Annotated in this window: 19 protein-coding genes; 16 read left to right on the top strand and 3 right to left on the bottom strand. The window is 59.0% G+C overall.

All coding sequences use genetic code 11. The features are described from left to right. Window positions 1-59: 59 nt before the first annotated feature. Both ACR9ZQ_RS22685 and motA read right to left on the bottom strand, forming a co-directional pair. The gene (locus ACR9ZQ_RS22685) at window positions 60-1,007 is read right to left on the bottom strand and encodes a FliM/FliN family flagellar motor switch protein (RefSeq protein ID WP_310378857.1); all 948 of its coding nucleotides are present in this window, start codon (window positions 1,005-1,007) and stop codon (window positions 60-62) included. Continuing rightward, window positions 1,008-1,880: a flagellar motor stator protein MotA gene (gene motA / locus ACR9ZQ_RS22680; protein ID WP_037071050.1), complete on the bottom strand. Its 873-nt coding sequence runs from the start codon at window positions 1,878-1,880 to the stop codon at window positions 1,008-1,010. Window positions 1,881-2,129: 249 nt separating this feature from the next. Here motA and flgF point away from each other — a divergent pair, with 249 nt between their 5' ends. The 13 genes from flgF (at window position 2,130) to fliP (ending at window position 11,074) form a co-directional block, all read left to right on the top strand. Next, complete coding sequence (gene flgF / locus ACR9ZQ_RS22675) at window positions 2,130-2,864, top strand: flagellar basal-body rod protein FlgF (RefSeq protein ID WP_310378854.1); 735 nt, start codon at window positions 2,130-2,132, stop codon at window positions 2,862-2,864. A gap of 15 nt (window positions 2,865-2,879) precedes the next feature. Further along, a complete protein-coding gene (fliI, locus tag ACR9ZQ_RS22670) occupies window positions 2,880-4,280 on the top strand; it encodes a flagellar protein export ATPase FliI (RefSeq protein ID WP_310378852.1) in 1,401 nt (466 codons plus the stop codon). 2 nt (window positions 4,281-4,282) lie between these two features. Further along, entirely contained in the window at window positions 4,283-4,825 is a 543-nt protein-coding gene (locus ACR9ZQ_RS22665) for a hypothetical protein (protein WP_007816102.1), read from the top strand. Between the two features lie 170 nt (window positions 4,826-4,995). After that, window positions 4,996-5,388 carry a flagellar basal body rod protein FlgB gene (gene flgB / locus ACR9ZQ_RS22660; protein WP_007816099.1) on the top strand — a complete coding sequence of 131 codons (393 nt, stop codon included), beginning with the start codon at window positions 4,996-4,998 and terminating at the stop codon, window positions 5,386-5,388. A 4-nt stretch (window positions 5,389-5,392) separates the two neighbouring features. Beyond that, entirely contained in the window at window positions 5,393-5,812 is a 420-nt protein-coding gene (gene flgC / locus ACR9ZQ_RS22655) for a flagellar basal body rod protein FlgC (protein WP_310378848.1), read from the top strand. After that, window positions 5,812-6,153 (top strand): flagellar hook-basal body complex protein FliE, encoded by a 342-nt coding sequence (fliE, locus tag ACR9ZQ_RS22650; protein ID WP_310378846.1) that lies wholly within the window; start codon window positions 5,812-5,814, stop codon window positions 6,151-6,153. Before flgC ends, fliE begins: the two co-directional genes overlap by 1 nt. A 19-nt stretch (window positions 6,154-6,172) precedes the next feature. After that, window positions 6,173-6,961, top strand: coding sequence for a flagellar basal-body rod protein FlgG (gene flgG, locus ACR9ZQ_RS22645; protein WP_310378844.1), 789 nt, complete (start codon window positions 6,173-6,175; stop codon window positions 6,959-6,961). 16 nt (window positions 6,962-6,977) lie between these two features. Next, window positions 6,978-7,460, top strand: a complete 483-nt coding sequence (gene flgA, locus ACR9ZQ_RS22640; protein ID WP_310378842.1) for a flagellar basal body P-ring formation chaperone FlgA — start codon at window positions 6,978-6,980, stop codon at window positions 7,458-7,460. Further along, the gene (locus tag ACR9ZQ_RS22635; RefSeq protein WP_310378840.1) at window positions 7,457-8,578 is read left to right on the top strand and encodes a flagellar basal body P-ring protein FlgI; all 1,122 of its coding nucleotides are present in this window, start codon (window positions 7,457-7,459) and stop codon (window positions 8,576-8,578) included. Before flgA ends, ACR9ZQ_RS22635 begins: the two co-directional genes overlap by 4 nt. After that, complete coding sequence (locus ACR9ZQ_RS22630; RefSeq protein ID WP_310378838.1) at window positions 8,575-9,114, top strand: MotE family protein; 540 nt, start codon at window positions 8,575-8,577, stop codon at window positions 9,112-9,114. The genes ACR9ZQ_RS22635 and ACR9ZQ_RS22630 overlap by 4 nt, the downstream gene beginning before the upstream one ends. Then, window positions 9,111-9,824: a flagellar basal body L-ring protein FlgH gene (gene flgH / locus ACR9ZQ_RS22625; protein WP_310378836.1), complete on the top strand. Its 714-nt coding sequence runs from the start codon at window positions 9,111-9,113 to the stop codon at window positions 9,822-9,824. The genes ACR9ZQ_RS22630 and flgH overlap by 4 nt, the downstream gene beginning before the upstream one ends. Before the next feature lie 12 nt (window positions 9,825-9,836). Further along, window positions 9,837-10,340 (top strand): flagellar basal body-associated FliL family protein, encoded by a 504-nt coding sequence (locus ACR9ZQ_RS22620; protein WP_310378834.1) that lies wholly within the window; start codon window positions 9,837-9,839, stop codon window positions 10,338-10,340. Further along, window positions 10,337-11,074, top strand: a complete 738-nt coding sequence (fliP, locus tag ACR9ZQ_RS22615) for a flagellar type III secretion system pore protein FliP (protein WP_007816083.1) — start codon at window positions 10,337-10,339, stop codon at window positions 11,072-11,074. The genes ACR9ZQ_RS22620 and fliP overlap by 4 nt, the downstream gene beginning before the upstream one ends. Window positions 11,075-11,180: 106 nt before the next feature. Here the strand turns inward: fliP and ACR9ZQ_RS22610 are convergent, their stop codons facing one another. Next, window positions 11,181-13,100, bottom strand: coding sequence for an O-linked N-acetylglucosamine transferase, SPINDLY family protein (locus ACR9ZQ_RS22610; RefSeq protein WP_310378831.1), 1,920 nt, complete (start codon window positions 13,098-13,100; stop codon window positions 11,181-11,183). Window positions 13,101-13,501: 401 nt separating this feature from the next. Between ACR9ZQ_RS22610 and ACR9ZQ_RS22605 the strand changes: the two genes are divergently transcribed. From ACR9ZQ_RS22605 to ACR9ZQ_RS22595, 3 genes are all read left to right on the top strand, one after another. After that, window positions 13,502-14,407: a flagellin N-terminal helical domain-containing protein gene (locus tag ACR9ZQ_RS22605; protein WP_481428841.1), complete on the top strand. Its 906-nt coding sequence runs from the start codon at window positions 13,502-13,504 to the stop codon at window positions 14,405-14,407. A 280-nt stretch (window positions 14,408-14,687) separates the two neighbouring features. Next, window positions 14,688-15,596 carry a flagellin N-terminal helical domain-containing protein gene (locus tag ACR9ZQ_RS22600; protein WP_481428840.1) on the top strand — a complete coding sequence of 303 codons (909 nt, stop codon included), beginning with the start codon at window positions 14,688-14,690 and terminating at the stop codon, window positions 15,594-15,596. A 254-nt stretch (window positions 15,597-15,850) separates the two neighbouring features. After that, on the top strand, window positions 15,851-16,759 hold the full coding sequence (locus ACR9ZQ_RS22595; RefSeq protein WP_310378828.1) for a flagellin N-terminal helical domain-containing protein: 909 nt from the start codon (window positions 15,851-15,853) through the stop codon (window positions 16,757-16,759). Window positions 16,760-17,001: the final 242 nt, after the last annotated feature.

Below are 17,001 nucleotides of genomic sequence, written 5' to 3'. Positions count from 1 at the left end.
CTATTCCAGTTGAAACTTGCCTCAAACTGCCTTTGTGGCCCTGAGAGCGAGAGAACCGATTAATTCATTAAGTGCCGGATCAGCTCATCATCCGAATTCATGGTGTCTTTCACTCGCACCATGTAGTTGTCGCCTGAACGCCCGAACTCGCACACATACAATTCTCGGCTGTTGGCGCTGACTTCGACGCGTACGTCGCCGCTGTCGCGGAAAGGAATGACGTCGCCGGCCATCAGTTTGGAAATCGTTCTGAGCGTCAAATCCTGCAGGCGGATCTTCGCTTCGAGGGTCACCTGCGACCGGCGAACCTGGTCGCCGATCTGCTCCGTCCACTCCGGCGACTTGCTCGGCTGCTTCTTCGGCTTCGGGGCAGAGACCTTGGTCTTGAGCAGCGCTGCCTGGGGGACGATCAGGCTGAATTCGGAAGTGATGCCGGCAAGCGTGATCGACATGTTGATTGCCGCCGCGAATTCATCCGGACGGTCTTCCGGCGGACGGATGCGTGCTTCAAGAGCGAAGGGAGCCGACAGGCTGGGCTCGAATCCGCCAGGCGCGTTGACGGCAGAACGCAGCACCTTGGAGATCTTGTCGAACACCATGCCGGCGAGGTCGATCTCGATAACGGAGAGAAGCCGGTCGGCCGGCTCCTCGATCGTTTCGGCAGCAGCGCCAAGCAGATGTTCCATCAGGGTAATGATGAAACTGTTGCCACAGGCGATGGTGATGTTCTGAGACCAATTGCGCAGCGTCGCATCGACCAGTGTCATGTTGGAGCTGAGATCGTCGATCAGATGATTCTTGTAGCCGATCTCGCAGCCGAGATAGCCGACTGTCACGTCGAGGCCGGTTTCGCTCTTCAGGATATCAGGAAGGAATTCGCTGTAGATATCGCTGAAGGAACTGCAGAGCTTGGCAACCCTGCCCTTGTCGCCGAGACCGCCGGTCAATTTGGCAAGGAGGACGGGATCCATTGTCGGGTTGTCATGCGAAGCATTGCTCATAGTCATTTAAGCTGCCTTGTTTTCGCCACCTGGGTTCATCATTTCCTGTTCCACTGCGTCGATCGACGGGCGTTCATACGCCGAGATCGTCTTGCGGCCATATTCGAGGGCGACCTGCGGCACCGAGCCGTTCATGTAGGCAAGCAGGGTCTGCTTGACGACGACGTAGAGGCGGTGCTGCTTGGAGCGGACGACCTTGATCTGCGAGACGAGCGGTGAGCAGACGCAGTAGGAAAGCAGAATGCCGAGGAATGTGCCGACGAGCGCCGAACCGATGAGGTGGCCGAGCACTTCCGGCGAGTCGTTGATATGCGCCATGGCCTTGATGACGCCGAGAACCGCCGCGACGATACCGATAGCGGGGAACGAATCGCCCATGATCTGGATCGCGTGGTAAGGCTTCATCTTGTCATGAAGGATGGTGTTGATTTCTTCGTCCATCAGCGCCTCGATCTCGTGGGAGCGGGCGTTGCCGATGATGATCAGACGCACGTAGTCGCAGATGAAGGCCGTCAGTTCCTTGTTCTTTAGAACCGTCGGAGCCTGCTGGAAGATCGTCGATTCCGCCGGATTGTCGATATGCGCTTCGATTTCGTTGCGCGACTTCGTACGCAGGTCGCGCATCAGCGAATAGAGCACGCCGAGCGTATCGAGATAGTTGCGCTCTTTGGGAACAGAGTGCTTGAAGGCCTCTCCGAGCGCCTTGCCGGAGTCCTTCACCACCTTCATGGGGTTGGCCATGATGAAGCTGCCGAGGCCGGCGCCGCCGATGATCAGGAATTCGAAGGGCTGAAAAAGAGCATCGACTTCGCCGCCCATGGCCATGAAGCTACCGACGATACAGCCGCAGACAACTACAAATCCGATAATAATATTCATCGTCAGCCCAATCTGAACGTTGCTTTTCTTTGCGACGGATAGGGTTTGTGCCTTGCGTGAGGCTGATGAACGCGGCTTTTGCGCATTCATTTGCGCTACCAGCTTCGCGCAAGGATTTGCCTTCATATTGAACGTGACGAGTGGGCCTATGCGCGCCCATGTCTGAGATGCCGCTCAGCGGAACCCGTGGCCGAACTAAAAGGAGCCCGGTGTTTCGTCCCGTTTATCGCCAATGTGGAGCTTACCGACATGCAATCCGGTCTTTACGTTTCCCTGTCGTCGCAGATGGCTCTCGAGAAACGCCTGACGACGATCGCCGACAATATGGCCAACGTGAACACGACCGGTTTTCGCGGCACCGAGGTAAAGTTCGATGAAATGTTGGCGAACAACGAGAACAAGACGAACACCAAGGTCGCCTTCGTCTCCCAGGGCAACGACTACCTGGACACCACTCATGGCGAAATGCAGCACACCGGCAACATGCTCGACTTCGCCGTCAAGGGCGATGCCTGGTTCTCTCTCGATACGCCCGCCGGCCGCGTTCTGACAAGGGACGGTCGCTTCACGATGCGTGATACCGGCGAACTGGTTTCCATCCGCGGCTATCCGGTTCTCGATGCAGGCGGTGCACCGGTCGTGCTCAACACCGCCGGCGGCGAGCCGAAGGTCGGCACTGATGGCATCATCTATCAGAATGACCGCCAGGTCGGTTCACTCGGCCTCTTCGAAGCCGATATCAGCAAGGGTTACCTGCGCTACGAAAACAGCGGCATCATGACGACCGAGCAGCCGCGCGCCGTCGTCGACCGCTTCAATGTCGGTGTCGAGCAGGGCTATCTGGAAAATTCCAACGTCAATGCGATGCACGAGATGACGCAGCTGATCGAGGTGAATCGCGCTTTCGATAGCGTATCGTCGCTGATGCGCGACAGCGAAGACTCCTTCAAAGAAGCGGTTCAGACGCTGGGCGGCAGCCGCTGAGGCAGGGTGTGAAGCATGAACACCACCCTGTTGACCGAGGACGCTCTCTCGCCGAAGCTCACACATCTCGGCGACCTTGCAAAGCGTTACACGTCGCCGGAATTCTCCGTGACCCATGGCGGTCGCGTGCATACCATCGCCGCCGGCCACTATACCGTCCGCGGCCTTTCCCGGCATGTTCGGCTTGGCGAGTTCGTGGCGCATAAATCCGCGACGGGTGTCCATCTTGGCGAAGTGGTCAGGGTAGAGCCGGACCTGGTTTACGTCTGCCCGATCGAACCGGGCGAGCCGATCGGCATCCATGACATCGTCATCCGCAAGGGTGCCTTCCGCATCTCGCCGTCGGACAGCTGGTGCGGCCGCACCATCAATTCCCTCTGCGAGCCGATCGACGGTCTCGGCCCGATCACCGAAGGCCTGGATCGCCGTTCGATCTCAAATACCGCGCCGCCTTCGATGACGCGCCAGCGCGTCGAAAACGGCTTCAAGACCGGCGTGCGCGCGATCGATATCTTCTCGCCGCTCTGCCTCGGCCAGCGTCTCGGCATTTTCGCCGGCTCCGGCGTCGGCAAGTCGACGCTGCTGTCGATGTTGGCCCGCGCCGACGCCTTCGACAAGGTGGTGATCGCGCTGGTCGGCGAACGCGGTCGCGAAGTCCGCGAATTCATCGAGGATACGCTCGGCAGCAATATGAAGAAGGCGATTGCCGTCGTCGCCACCAGCGACGAGAGCCCGATGCTGCGCAAGATGGCGCCGCTGACGGCGGTCACGATCGCTGAGCACTTCCGCGACAAGGGCGAAAACGTTCTCTTCATCGTCGATAGCGTGACGCGCTTCGCCCATGCCATTCGCGAGGTGGCGACCGCCTCGGGCGAGCCGCCGATCGCGCGCGGCTATCCGGCTTCCGTCTTCACCGAGCTGCCGCGTCTTCTGGAGCGCGCCGGTCCCGGTCCGGAGGGCGCCGGCACCATCACCGCGATCATCTCCATCCTCGTCGATGGCGACAATCATAACGACCCGATCGCCGACTCCACCCGCGGTATTCTCGACGGTCACATCGTTCTCCAGCGAAGCCTGGCGGAGGAGGGGCGCTACCCGCCAATCGATCCGCTCGCATCCATCTCGCGTCTTGCCCGCAAGGCCTGGACTCCGGATCAGGAAAAGCTGGTTTCCCGCCTCAAGGTGCTGATCCACCGCTTCGAGGAAACACGGGACCTGCGCCTTATCGGCGGCTACCGTCCCGGCGCCGATGCCGATCTCGACATGGCGGTCAAGCAGGTACCGATCATCTATGACGTCCTGAAACAATCTCCGGGAGACCGCGAATCGCTTGATGCCTTCGCCGATCTTGCCGGTGCTCTCAAGGCCGCCGCCGGCGTACCGACTCCGAGTGCGCCTATTCAAAGGAGGGCCTGATCATGGCCGATTTCGAAGACGAACGGATCGCCGCACTGAAAGAGCGCAACAAGGGAGTGCTGCTCGACCGCGCGCTGACCTTTTTGGGTTTGGCACTTGCCGGCGCTTCCGCCTTCTTCCCCTGGTATGTCTTCTTCAACGCGGACAAGTTCGGCATCAGCGTCGCCGATAGCAATGCCTCTCGTGAATTGCCGAACTGGCCGGCGCGCAACGTCTTCAGCGTTTCACCGCTCGCCATGGTCAACAAGAACGATGAAGGCAAGAAAGTCCCGCCGATCGACAATATGACGACGGCAACCGTTTCCGAGCTCGGCAAGGAGCGCAACGGCGACGCTTCGATGGAGGATCAGCCTTTCCCGGGCAAGGGTTCTTTCCGTCTGCTGCACGTGGCCAACGGTCGGGCGCTCATTGAAGATCCCTCGGGCATGTATGTCGTGCGCGTCGGCTCGATCCTGCCTGACGAAAGCCGCCTTGCCACATTGGAACAGCGCGACGGCAAGTGGGTAATCGTTACTTCCAAGGGTGAGATCTACCAGAACAACTAGTTCAGGCAAAAAGACGAATCGCTGCGAGGCTCTGTCGGAGAAACGGCCGGGCGGCGGTTGGTCACTGTCTGCAAGTAATCTCGAAGAATGGCTTGTAAAGCCTGCATTTACCGTAAGTCCCACGCAAGATTACCGCCCTAGGTTCGGCGTAGTAAAAACGGAGAGTTCTCATGCAACCGATTCAACTTTTCGACTTGGCTTCAAAGCAGGCGGAATGGCTGACGATTCGTCAGGAGGTTGTTGCCGGCAACATCGCGAATGCAAACACGCCGAAGTTCCGTGCGAAGGACGTGACGCCTTTTCAGGCAGTGCTCGACCAGTCGGACGTCACCATGGCGCGCACCAATCCGATGCATCTGAGCGGCAACGATTTCAGCACGAGCGGCGATATCGACGTGAAGGACGCCGCGCTCGACCAGGAAATCGGCGTTCAGGAATCCGGCAACACCGTCGGTGTGGCCGAAGAACTCTCCAAATCGGGCGAGATCAAGCGTCAGTACGACCTGAACACCTCGCTTGTCAGTTCCTTTCATCGAATGATGTTGATGACCGTAAGGAAGTAGACGCATGGATCCGCTTTCAGCAGCAATGAAAATCGCAGGTTCCGGGCTCGAGTCGCAGTCGACACGTCTGCGTATCGTCTCGGAAAACATCGCCAACGCCCGTTCGACTGGCGACACACCTGGCGCCGATCCCTATCGCCGCAAGACCATCACCTTCGGCCAGCAGATGGATCGCACCAGCGGCGTCGAGACCGTCAACGTCAAGAAGATCGGTACGGACGAAGGCGATTTCACCAAGGAATACGATCCGAGCAACCCGGCCGCGGACGAGAAGGGCATCGTCAAGATGCCGAACGTCAACATCCTGATCGAGATGGCCGACATGCGCGAAGCCAACCGTTCCTATGACGCCAATCTGCAGACGATCAAGCAAACTCGCGACCTCATTTCCTCGACGATCGATCTCCTGAAGAGCGGACAATAATGATCAGCAGCGTACAGAATGTAAGCAATCTCTCGATGACCCGAGCCCTCGGCGCCATCGATACCGAAAATTCCGCCTCCTCCTCGACCGCGACCTCGTCTGCCGCGGCCGGCGTATCCAACGGCCTGAGCTTCGCCTCCGTCATGGGCAACATGGCGACCGAAGCCGTCAGCAGCCTTAAGGGCGCCGAAAACATGTCCTTTGCCGGCATCAAGGGCACGGCTTCCACGCGCGAAGTCGTCGATTCCATGCTGCAGGCGGAGCAGACGCTCCAGACTGCAATCGCCATTCGCGACAAGGTCGTCTCGGCCTTCCTCGAAGTCACCAAGATGCAGATGTAACTGATTTGAGGACGAACACATGAGAGCGCTCGCCATCGCAGCAACGGGCATGGATGCCCAGCAGACCAACCTGGAAGTCATCGCGAACAACATCGCGAACATCAATACGACCGGTTTCAAGCGCGCCCGCGCCGAGTTCACCGACCTTCTCTATCAGACCGAACGCGCCAAGGGTGTTGCCAACCGCGCCAACCAGGCTGTCGTTCCCGAAGGCGCCAATATCGGTCTCGGCGTCCAGACCTCGGCCGTGCGCAACCTGCATCTCCAGGGCGAATTGACCCAGACCGGCAACGACCTCGACGTCGCAATCGTCGGCAAGGGATTCTTCCAGATCCAGTCGACGGACGGTACGACGCTCTATAGCCGTGCCGGTGCGCTCAACAAGAACGATCAGGGCCAGCTCGTCAACATCGACGGTTATGAAGTCATCCCCGGCGTCACTATCCCGCAGGGCTCCACCGAGCTGACGATCAGCCGCTCCGGCGAAATCACCGCCAAGCTGCCCGGCCAGACCACTCCGACCACGCTCGGCCAGCTTACGCTCGCCGACTTCGTCAACGAGGCAGGCCTGCAGCCGATTGGCGACAACCTCTTCCAGGAAACGCCGGCATCCGGCGAAGCGGTCATCGGCAATCCTGACGAAGATAATATGGGTTACCTCAAGCAGGGCTACCTTGAATCCTCGAACGTCGATCCGGTCAAGGAAATCACCGAGCTGATATCGGCCCAGCGCGCTTATGAAATGAATTCCAAGGTGATCACGACAGCTGATGAAATGGCATCCATCGTCAGCAAGAACCTGAAGTAAGAGGGAAGGGCCGAACATGATGTTTCGCCGGGCAGGACACATCCAAGGATGGGTGGCTGCGGCCACGATCGCAATCGCCGGCATGGTCATGCCGGCAGCAGCGGATGCCGGCATGGGTTATGCCGTCGTCCCCACGACGATCATCTATCCCGGCGACACGATTTCGAGCGCTCAGCTTCAGGAAGTCGAGGTCACCAATCCCAACCTCGCCGGAGACTATGCAAAGTCGGTCTCCCAGGTCGAGGGTCTGGTTTCCAAGCGCACGCTCCTGCCGGGGCGGACGATTTCGATCTCCGCCCTGCGCGAGCCCTATACGGTCACGCGCGGTTCCAATATCCGCCTGGTCTTCCAGCTTGGCCAGATGACCATTTCCGCTGCCGGCTCGCCTCTTGAAGATGGTGCGACCGGCCAGATGATCCGTGCACGCAATATGGATTCCGGCGTCATCGTCAGCGGCACCGTGCTCGCTGACGGTACGGTCCATGTGAGGGCAAAATGAAGTTCTTCTTTCGTATCCTGAGCTTGGTTGCGGTTCTGGCGATGAGCCTGACCGATGTCGCGCCTGCATGGGCGCTGACGTCCCGCATCAAGGATATTGCCTCGCTTCAGGCCGGCCGCGACAACCAGCTCATCGGCTACGGTCTGATCGTCGGCCTGCAGGGAACCGGTGACGGTTTCCGTGCTTCGCCTTTCACCGAGCAGTCCATGCGCGCGATGCTGCAGAACCTCGGCATCTCCACGCAGGGCAGCCAGTCGAACGCCAAGAATACGGCGGCCGTCATGGTCACCGCCAACCTGCCGCCCTTCGCAAGCCCCGGCAGCCGAATCGATGTGACGGTCAGCTCGCTCGGCGATGCGACTTCGCTACGCGGCGGCACGCTCGTCATGACTTCGCTGTCGGGCGCTGACGGCCAGATCTATGCCGTTGCGCAGGGCGCCGCCATCGTCACCGGCTTTCAGGCGCAGGGACAGGCCGCGACCGTGACTGAGGGTGTGACAACGGCCGGCCGCGTCCCCGGCGGTGCCATCATCGAGCGCGAATTGCCGTCCCGCTTCAAGGATTCGGTCAATCTCGTCCTGCAGCTCCGCAACCCGGACTTTTCCACCGCGATCCGCATTGCTGATATCGTCAACGGCTACGCCAAGGCACGCTTCGGTGGTCCGGTCGCGGAAGCCAAGGATTCGCAGGAAGTCGTCATCGAGAAGCCGCGCGAGGCCGATCTTACGCGCCTGATGGCCGATATCGAAAACCTCGTGGTCGAAACCGACACGCCGGCCAAGGTCGTCATCAACGAACGCACCGGCACGATCGTCATCGGCTCCGATGTCCGTGTCTCGCCGGTCGCCGTCAGCTACGGCACGTTGACCGTGCAGGTAACCGAAACGCCGCAGATCATCCAGCCGGAGCCCTTCTCGCGCGGCGAGACCGCTGTCCAGCCGCAGACGGATATCCAGGCGCAGAAAACGGGCGGACGGGTTGCGATCATCGACGGTCCTGATCTGCGCACCCTCGTTGCCGGTCTAAACAATATCGGCGTCAAACCGGATGGCATCATCGCCATTCTCCAGGGCATTAAATCTGCAGGCGCCCTGCAGGCGGAGCTTGTGCTGCAATGAGCAAGATCACGAACCGGAACCCGATCGTCGAACTGTTGCGCCGGCTGGCATTGCCGGCCGCAGGCCTCGTGCTGCTTTCCATTCCCGGCGCCTTCGCCCAGGAAGTGGCGCCGGCAGGCGACATCACCTCGACGGACGAGGTCAAGCAGTTCTGCACGAATATTGCCGATCCGGCCCGTGATCAGCGCTATCTCCTGCAGAAACAGGAGCTCGAGAAGCTGCGCGCTGATATCGACAGCCGCGTTGCCGAGATGGACAAGCGCAAGGCCGAATACCAGGACTGGCTGAAGCGGCGCGATGATTTCCTCAAACAGGCCGAGGCCGGCCTGACCGATATCTACAAGAAGATGAAGCCGGATGCTGCAGCCCTGCAGCTGCAGGACGTCAGGCCCGAACTGGCCGCCGCCGTCATCATGCGGCTCGGGCCGCGCCAGTCCAGCCTGATCCTGAACGAGATGGATTCCACCAAGGCCGCAACCATCGCCGGCATTATAGCTAGTGCGTCTGATCCCAATACCTCGAAGGATCCTTCATGAATAAGCGTTTACCGGCTGTGATCGCCGCCGTCGCCCTCCTTGCCGGCTGCCAGTCCACGGCAGTCAACGAGATCGGCCGCGCGCCTGCCATGAGCCCGATCGGCAGCGGTCTCGCCTACGGCCAGACGCCGCAGATGGCGCTCTATCCGAAGCAGCCGCGTGCCGTCGCCCAAGGTTATTCGCTGTGGAGCGATTCGCAGGCCGCGCTCTTCAAGGATGCGCGCGCGCTCAACGTCGGCGACATCCTGACGGTCGATATCCAGATCAACGACAAGGGGTCCTTCGACAACGAGACCAACCGCAGCCGCACCAATTCCAGCGGCATGAACTGGGATGTCAACGCCCAGATCTTCGGCTGGACGCCGCAGTCCAAGACGGATCTGACCTACGGCTCCGACACGAGCACGGACGGCAAGGGCAAGATCGAGCGCACGGACAAGCTCAACCTTCTGGTTGCCGCTGTTGTCACCGGCATTCTCGAAAACGGCAACCTGGTTATCAGCGGTTCGCAGGAAGTTCGCCTGAACCAGGAACTGCGTATCCTCAACGTCGCCGGTATCGTACGTCCGCAGGACGTCAATTCCGACAACCAGATCTCCTACGACAAGATCGCCGAAGCCCGCATTTCCTATGGTGGCCGTGGCCGCCTGATGGAAGTGCAGCAGCCGCCGCGCGGCCAGCAGGCCGTCGATCTCTTCTCGCCGCTTTGAGGCTGAACCAAGATGGCAGACAACGAAACAGGCGAAGGCAAAAAGAAGTCGAGCGGCATGGTGATGACGATCATCGGCCTTGCCGTGCTGACGCTCGTCGGCGCCGGCGGCGGCTGGGCGGTCGGCAACATGGTGGCCCCGAACATCCGCAGCGCCGCGGAGGCTGAACAGGCGAAAGAGGCCGAGGCCAAGAAGAAGGCCGAGGGCGGTCTTCCGAAAATCGCGAACGAAGCCAACAACATTGTGCTGCTCGATCCGGTTACCTCGAACCTCGCTTATCCCTCGGAAAACTGGATCCGACTCGAGGTGGCGCTGATGTTCAACGGGCCGCCGGATGTCAAGGTCGCCGAGGATATTCACCAGGATATCCTCGCTTATGTCAGGACCATTTCCCTTCAGCAGATCGAAGGGCCGCGCGGCTTTCAATATCTCAAGGATGACATCCAGGAACGTGTTGACCTTCGCTCTCAAGGGCGCGTATCGAAGGTCATGTTCAGGACCTTTGTCATCGAATGATTCGACTTATAGTTTTCCTTGCCGCCATGATGGCGGTGCCGGAACTGGCGGTAGCCCAGCAGCTGCCGACTGATCTGTTGAATATCCCGGTCGACGGCTCTGTCGCCGCCTGGATCATCAGGACATTCGGCCTGCTGACCGTGCTTTCGGTTGCGCCGGGTATCCTCATCATGGTGACGAGCTTCCCGCGCTTCATCATTGCCTTTTCGATCCTGCGTTCGGGTATGGGCCTGTCGTCGACCCCCTCGAACATGATCCTTCTCTCGCTTTCGCTGTTCATGACCTTCTACGTCATGTCGCCGACCTTCGATAAGGCCTGGCAGGACGGCGTTCAGCCGCTGCTTGCCAATCAGATCGATGAGGCGACCGCGGTTCAGCGAATTGCCGAGCCGTTCCGCACCTTCATGTCTGCCAATACCCGCGACAAGGATCTGGCGCTCTTTGCCGATCTGGCCCGCGAGCGCGGCCAGAATATCCAGACGACCGAGCCGATCGACTACCGCATCCTCCTTCCCGCCTTTATGATCTCGGAGATCCGGCGCGGTTTCGAAATCGGCTTCCTCATCGTCCTGCCCTTCCTCGTCATCGACCTGATCGTTGCAACGATTACCATGGCGATGGGTATGATGATGCTGCCACCGACCTCGATCTCGCTGCCGTTCAAGATCCTGTTCTTCGTGTTGATCGACGGCTGGAACCTGCTGGTAGGCAGTCTGGTGCGCTCCTTCAGCTGACGGGTAAGGACTGCTTTACCAACAGCCCGCTGCATTGCTTCTCTCTCAAATGCAAAACCCGCCGGATCGCTCCGGCGGGTTTTGTTATTTGCAAAAGGCGATCGCCTCAATCGTTCGAGCCGAAAGGCTCGGTGCGCGGCGGCAGGGCCGGAACGTCGATATGATCAGGGGTGAGGCCGTTTTTCCTCCGCTCGATCATCAGTTCGTAGCCGCGCTCCAGATGATGGCAGAAACGTTCGGCATCGAAGAGCGGCGCGATAAAGCGCTTTTCCTTCAGGTGGCTCTTATAGTCGGCGACGCGTCCCGGATTGAGCGCGAGCTCGACGGCGAGATCCTCATAGGCCTGGAGGTCGTCGGCGACGAGTTCCGGCAGATCGATGGCCCTCAGCAGGCTTTCGCTGACGCGTGAGGCGAAATTAGTGCCTTTCATCGTCAGCACCGGCAGACCACCCCATAGCTGTTCCGAGGTGGTGGTGTGACCGTTGACCGGGAAAGTATCAATACCGAGATCGGCTGCCTGCTGGCGGCTGATATGCAGCTCATAGGGCGCACGCGGGCAGAAGATGATCCGCTTCGCTGAGATACCGTTGGCCTGGAAGCGTTGCAGCAGATTGTCCTTGTTGCGAGGCGTATTTGCCATCAGCCAGAGCACGCTGTTTGGTGCGCGCTTGAGGATCCTGCACCAGCTATCGACCACCTCGGAAGTGATCTTTCGGTTACCGTTGAACGAGGCGAAAATGAAGGCGTCTTCCGGAAGGCCGAGCTCCTCGCGCGTCACCGGCTTTGGCCGGGGACGGTTAGCCGGGTCGTTCGGCTGGTAGCTTTCCGGCATGCGCAGGAATTTCTCGTGATAGAAGGGCTTGGCGATGTCAGGCAGCACCGAGTGATCGCCGATGACATAGTCGAGGTCGACATTGAGCGTGCTGCCGGGGAAACCCAGCCACGCCACCTGGATCGGCGCCAGCGGCTGATTGAAGGACGAGGCGCGGCTTCCTGAGGTGTGGCCCTTGAGGTCGACCATGATGTCGATGTTCTCGGCGCGAACGGCATTCAGGACAGCTGCGTCCGACAGGCCGTATGTATCGACGATCTTGCCCCACCGGCTGCGATCGGTGACGTTCTTCTCCAGAAACTCGGGTTGCGTGTGATCGAAGAGCGTAATTTCGAACCGGTTGCGATCATGAAGCTCGAGAACCCGCTGCAGCAGCTTCATCGTCGCGTGACCGTCCCACAAGTCCGAGGACATATAGCCGATGCGGATCTTGTCGGACCAGATATGCGGCAGACCGCGTCGATAACCCACGCGCACCGGGTCCAGCGGCTGCGTGCCGATCGTCGCATAACGATTGAAATCCTCGTTGCCGCACCAATGCAGATGATAGAACGGGTTGTCCTTCCTCAGCGTATCGACCTCGCCCTTGGCAAGGGCGGCGTCGATAGGCGCCTGATGTTTGTTCGCCTCATCGAATTCGTTGAATTCGCGCACGCAGACGAGATACAGAAAACGGAAGGCGAGGTTGCCCGGGAAGCGCCGGAAGAGGTTGCGGGCGAGCTGCTGGTTCGTCTCGTCCATGAGGTCGTCGCTGAGCAGCAGCGCGGCGAGACGCATATGATCCGGGTTCATGCTTTCGGACAGGATCTTCTTGAAAGGGCGCAGCAGATCCCGCCGCTGCCGGCGTACATAGATCGTCGTGATAATGAACGCGAGTTCCGCATCCTCCTGCGCCTTGCCGAGATTGCGCATCGCGATCAGCAGGGCGTCGTCCTCGTTGCCGGCCTCCAGGTGCAGCTTTGCGGCAGTCTTCAGGAATTCGAAGGCGCCTTGGGGTGCGCAGTCGGCCGCTAGGCCATAAGCCTTGGCCGCGTCGGATTTGAAGCCGAGTTGCAGCAGGTTCTTGGCCAGGAGAGCGTAAGTCTTGGCATCCTTCTGGGTATCGATGAGCTGGTTGAGCGTCGCGAGGGACTGTGTATAGCGGCCCGCCTGATAATCCCGGGATGCCGCCGAGAACGAAACTTTGCTGTTCAAAACCTAACTCCGTGAGGAAATGTTCCGGCATGAAATGTGATCGACGGGATAAGCAGTCAGGCTCCCGCAGAATGCAGGTTACCCTCCGATACTATCCCGGCTTCTGCCATACTGGCATTCGAAGCTTGCTTGAAACCGGTGCGGTTGAATGCTCGCTTTCCGAGAAACGCCGACACGTCAAAATAGAATTCAAACAACGTTAACTATACAACTGGAGCGGCTTGGCGAGGAACTCCGCTTTTAAGAAGTTGGCAAGCATTGGCTGCGAGATTGCGCTGGACATGACGGGTTTGGGCCAAGAGACAAAGGCACCGAGTAGCATGAAGCTGGTCCGTCATCGCCGGTATTCATAGTCCGGTATGTCCTCCTTTTTTGTATCTAGTTTTCTAGGGGACACACTTATGACGAGCATTAACACGAACAATTCCGCCCAGGCCGCTCTCCAGACGCTGCGTGGCATCAACCAGGGCCTCAACAGCACGCAGAACCACGTTTCCACGGGTTACCGCGTTGGCAAGGCTTCCGACAACGCCGCTTACTGGTCGATCGCAACGACCATGCGTTCGGACAACAAGGCCCTCGGCGCTGTTTCTGACGCGCTCGGCCTCGGCGCTGCCAAGGTTGACACTGCCTACACCGCGATGGACAGCGCTATCGACGTCGTCGGCGAAATCAAGGCAAAGATCGTTGCCGCTACCGAAAACGGCGTCGACAAGAAGAAGGTTCAGGAAGAAATCGACCAGCTGCAGGACCAGCTGGTCAGCATCGCTCAGTCGGCTTCCTTCTCCGGTGAAAACTGGGTTGCTGGCGCCAACGGCACGAAGAGTGTTGTTTCCTCCTTCGTTCGTGATGGCTCGAACGGCGTATCCGTCAAGATGACCGATTACGTCCTGAACAACGGCTCGGCCGGTAACGTCATGTTCGGCATGAGCGGTGGCCAGGTCGACACCTCCACGGGTATCCTCGGCACTGCCAACGGCTCGGCCGGCTCGGTCTACTCGCTCGACATCACCAACATGACCATTGGTGACCTCGGTCAAGCTCTGACCAACGTCGAAAACGCCCTGAAGGCCATGACCTCTGCCGGTGCAAAGCTTGGTTCGATCTCGACCCGCATCAACATGCAGGACGATTTCGTAAACGCTCTGTCCAACTCGCTCGACTCCGGTATCGGCCGCCTGGTCGACGCCAACATGGAAGAAGAGTCCTCCAAGCTCTCTGCTCTCCAGACGCAGCAGCAGCTCGCGATCCAGTCTCTCTCGATCGCCAACTCCTCTTCGCAGAACATCCTGTCGCTCTTCCGCTAAGAGCGGTCCAGCCACATCGCGAAAAACGTCGAGGCCGGGTAACCCCCGGCCTCGAATGTTTTAATTTTCGGTTAATGAAAACCTTTCTAAGTATCAGATATTTTTGCGAAATTTCCCTTTTGAATTTAGTTTTCCTTAACCATCTTGCTGTTTTCTAAGGCCATCGAAACGGCGAGTTAACCCTAACGAGAATGGTTAACAGGCATGAAGCTGATCGCTGTGGGCCGGCCCAAATCCGGAATGTCCCTTCTTCAAATCTGCCAAAAGGGGCAAGAAAACTATGACGAGCATCAACACCAATAACGCAGCAATGGCAGCTCTCCAGACGCTGCGTGGCATCAACCAGGGCCTGCAGAAGACCCAGGACCATGTTTCCTCCGGTTTCCGCATCGGCAAGGCTGCTGACAACGCCGCTTACTGGTCGATCGCAACGACCATGCGTTCGGACAACAAGGCCCTCTCGGCTGTTTCTGACGCGCTCGGCCTCGGCGCTGCCAAGGTTGACACTGCCTACACCGCGATGGACAGCGCTATCGACGTCGTCGGCGAAATCAAGGCGAAGATCGTTGCCGCTACCGAAAACGGCGTCGACAAGAAGAAGGTTCAGGAAGAAATCGACCAGCTGCAGGACCAGCTGGTCAGCATCGCTCAGTCGGCTTCCTTCTCCGGTGAAAACTGGGTTGCTGGCGCCAACGGCACGAAGAGCGTTGTTTCCTCCTTCGTTCGTGACGGCTCGAACGGCGTATCCGTCAAGATGACCGATTACGTCCTGAACAACGGCTCGGCCGGTAACGTTATGTTCGGCATGAGCGGTGGCCAGGTCGACACCTCCACGGGTATCCTCGGCACTGCCAACGGCTCGGCCGGCTCGGTCTACTCGCTCGACATCACCAACATGACCCTCGGCGACCTCGGTCAAGCTCTGACCAACGTCGAAAACGCCCTGAAGGCCATGACCTCTGCCGGTGCAAAGCTTGGTTCGATCTCGACCCGCATCAACATGCAGGACGATTTCGTCAACTCGCTGTCTGACTCGATCAACTCCGGTATCGGCCGCCTGGTCGACGCCAACATGGAAGAAGAGTCCTCCAAGCTCTCTGCTCTCCAGACGCAGCAGCAGCTCGCGATCCAGTCTCTCTCGATCGCCAACTCCTCTTCGCAGAACATCCTGTCGCTCTTCCGCGGCTAATAGGATCGCGAAACATAACCCGCCGGGTGACCGGCGGGTCCCATGGAAATCGAGCCGCGCTTCGATGGAGCGCGGCTTTTTTTAATTTCCGTTAACGATTGATTAACCATATTGCTGTCATCTGCGTCTCAACGAGACGGCGAGTTAACCAAATTTAAGAACGGGTTAACAGGCATGAAGGCTGATCGTCGTTCCCGGGCGCTATTCCGGAATGTCCCTTTTATTAACGCCTGCCAGCAAGGGGCAATCATTTCATGACAAGCATTTTGACGAACGTCGCGGCTATGGCCGCCCTCCAGACCCTCCGCGGTATAAGCAACAATCTTCAGGATACTCAAGCTCGCGTATCTTCCGGCTATCGCGTTGAAAAGGCAGCAGACAACGCAGCTTATTGGTCCATCGCAACGACCATGCGTTCGGACAACAAGGCCCTCTCGGCTGTTTCCGACGCCCTCGGCCTCGGCGCTGCAAAGGTCGATACGGCCTACACGGCTATGGACAACGCCATCGATGTCGTCAGCGAAATCAAGTCCAAGATCGTCGCCGCAACTGAAAAGGGTGTCGACAAGACCAAGGTCCAGGAAGAAATCAGCCAGCTCCAGGCTCAGCTCATGAGCATCTCCCAGTCGGCTTCCTTCTCCGGTGAAAACTGGGTTGCCGGCAACACGACCAAGAGCGTCGTTTCAACCTTCGTCCGCGACGGCAACGGCAATGTCTCGGTCAAGACGACCGACTATGTCCTGGACTCGTCTTCCAACGGCAACGTCCTGTTCGGCATGACCACGACGGGCACTATCGATTCGAGCACCGGCATTATCGGCACCTCCAACGGCACGATCGGCTCGATCTACACCATGAACATCACCTCCTTTGGCCAGCCGGAAATTGCTATGGCACTGACGGCAATCGAAGCGGGCTTGGAGGCAATGACGAAGGCAGCTTCTCAGCTCGGCTCCATCTCCAACCGCATCGAGCTGCAGGAAAACTTCGTCGCGGCCCTCGGCGACTCGATCGACTCCGGTGTCGGCCGTCTCGTGGACGCCGATATGGAAGAGGAATCGAGCAGGCTCACGGCACTGCAGACACAGCAGCAGCTGGCGATCCAGTCGCTCTCGATTGCAAACTCCAGCGCTCAGAACGTCCTCACGCTCTTCCGCAGCTAAGCCAGCGTCGAAGCTGGACCAAACCTTGTGCCGCCAATTCGCGGCAGCCTGGAAACCGCGCCGAAATGGTGCGGTTTTCTTTTTGTTTCAATAGGTTAAGAGAATAACGGCGCTGCTGCTTCAATCCCCGTTCTGCTCTTGCGGAAGTGGTTGATATCGGGTTAACGTTGCCGGGAGTTGATTTGTTTGCGACGCACCGGTGTGGGGGACCCGCCGGCGGCATGAAGCCAGTTCAGTCGCTG

Source organism: Rhizobium sp. KNZ14-9A (genome assembly GCF_056755015.1).
Note: the sequence above shows the minus strand (reverse complement) of the source record. Positions and strands in the feature narration are given on the sequence as shown.

Bases quoted from the DNA above. Each gene is read 5' to 3' on its own strand.
- ACR9ZQ_RS22620 (WP_310378834.1), top strand. From the start codon at position 9,837: ATGGCAGACAACGAAACAGGCGAAGGCAAAAAGAAGTCGAGCGGCATG.
- motA (WP_037071050.1), bottom strand. From the start codon at position 1,880: ATGAATATTATTATCGGATTTGTAGTTGTCTGCGGCTGTATCGTCGGT.
- ACR9ZQ_RS22635 (WP_310378840.1), top strand. From the start codon at position 7,457: ATGAAGTTCTTCTTTCGTATCCTGAGCTTGGTTGCGGTTCTGGCGATG.
- fliI (WP_310378852.1), top strand. From the start codon at position 2,880: ATGAACACCACCCTGTTGACCGAGGACGCTCTCTCGCCGAAGCTCACA.
- ACR9ZQ_RS22600 (WP_481428840.1), top strand. From the start codon at position 14,688: ATGACGAGCATCAACACCAATAACGCAGCAATGGCAGCTCTCCAGACG.
- flgB (WP_007816099.1), top strand. From the start codon at position 4,996: ATGCAACCGATTCAACTTTTCGACTTGGCTTCAAAGCAGGCGGAATGG.
- flgA (WP_310378842.1), top strand. From the start codon at position 6,978: ATGATGTTTCGCCGGGCAGGACACATCCAAGGATGGGTGGCTGCGGCC.
- flgC (WP_310378848.1), top strand. From the start codon at position 5,393: ATGGATCCGCTTTCAGCAGCAATGAAAATCGCAGGTTCCGGGCTCGAG.
- ACR9ZQ_RS22605 (WP_481428841.1), top strand. From the start codon at position 13,502: ATGACGAGCATTAACACGAACAATTCCGCCCAGGCCGCTCTCCAGACG.
- flgH (WP_310378836.1), top strand. From the start codon at position 9,111: ATGAATAAGCGTTTACCGGCTGTGATCGCCGCCGTCGCCCTCCTTGCC.
- ACR9ZQ_RS22665 (WP_007816102.1), top strand. From the start codon at position 4,283: ATGGCCGATTTCGAAGACGAACGGATCGCCGCACTGAAAGAGCGCAAC.
- fliP (WP_007816083.1), top strand. From the start codon at position 10,337: ATGATTCGACTTATAGTTTTCCTTGCCGCCATGATGGCGGTGCCGGAA.
- fliE (WP_310378846.1), top strand. From the start codon at position 5,812: ATGATCAGCAGCGTACAGAATGTAAGCAATCTCTCGATGACCCGAGCC.
- flgG (WP_310378844.1), top strand. From the start codon at position 6,173: ATGAGAGCGCTCGCCATCGCAGCAACGGGCATGGATGCCCAGCAGACC.
- ACR9ZQ_RS22595 (WP_310378828.1), top strand. From the start codon at position 15,851: ATGACAAGCATTTTGACGAACGTCGCGGCTATGGCCGCCCTCCAGACC.
- ACR9ZQ_RS22630 (WP_310378838.1), top strand. From the start codon at position 8,575: ATGAGCAAGATCACGAACCGGAACCCGATCGTCGAACTGTTGCGCCGG.
- ACR9ZQ_RS22685 (WP_310378857.1), bottom strand. From the start codon at position 1,007: ATGACTATGAGCAATGCTTCGCATGACAACCCGACAATGGATCCCGTC.
- flgF (WP_310378854.1), top strand. From the start codon at position 2,130: ATGCAATCCGGTCTTTACGTTTCCCTGTCGTCGCAGATGGCTCTCGAG.